Raw genomic sequence first — 727 nt, forward strand, 5'->3', positions numbered from 1 at the left:
TCTCATCGTCGAAATATCCCAGATCATAGTCCATGAAGCTGGCCAGCCAGATTCGGTCGTCGACCTGTTTGACGCCGACGGTCTGGCCGGCGAAGACCTGGCTGAGATTGATCTTCTTGCGATTGTAGCAGATGCGCCCGCAGGTGGTGACGGTGACTGCCTTGTCGTGGAAAGGGTAGTCGAGCTGCGGCAGTCCCCGATAGGGTCGCGGCGAGAGGCTGTAGCGCTCGGCAGGGCAGGCCATATCGAGCGCCTGATGCGGGCGTTCGGTGTTGAACTCCTCGACGAAGTCATCGAACCTGGCCTGCTGCTGCAGGAAGTTGGCGCCGGCCGGTTTGGTGGTCTCCAGTTTCAGGGTCAGATGCATGCGTTCATGGCGGCCGTTCTGCTGCGGGCAGCCGGGCTTGATGCGCTCGATGGCGATGCCAAGCCTCAGCCACCACACCGACAGCCGGGAGAGATTAAACAGCGCATTGGGACTGGCAAAGGGCACGCCGTTGTCGGTTCTGATCGCCCCAGGCAGGCCGAATTCCCTGAAAACGCTTTCGAACACGGTGAAAGCATAGGCCTCCTTGGTGGTGTGAAGCGCCTCGCAGGCCAACAGATAACGGCTGGCGAAGTCGCTGATCGTCAACGGATAGCAGTAGCGCCGGTCGGCCAGCATGAACTCGCCCTTGTAATCGGCGCACCACAACTCATTGGGCGCGGCGACGTGAGACAGCGGCGT

General features: G+C 61.1%; 1 protein-coding gene. It reads right to left on the reverse strand.

Going from position 1 to position 727, the window contains the following annotated elements; all coding sequences use genetic code 11:
* The coding region (locus NMG70_RS30635) for an integrase core domain-containing protein (RefSeq protein WP_254027937.1) at positions 1 to 727 on the reverse strand (727 nt) is incomplete at both ends.

The organism is Mesorhizobium ventifaucium (assembly GCF_935822925.1).
Taxonomy (GTDB): Bacteria; Pseudomonadota; Alphaproteobacteria; order Rhizobiales; family Rhizobiaceae; genus Mesorhizobium; species Mesorhizobium ventifaucium.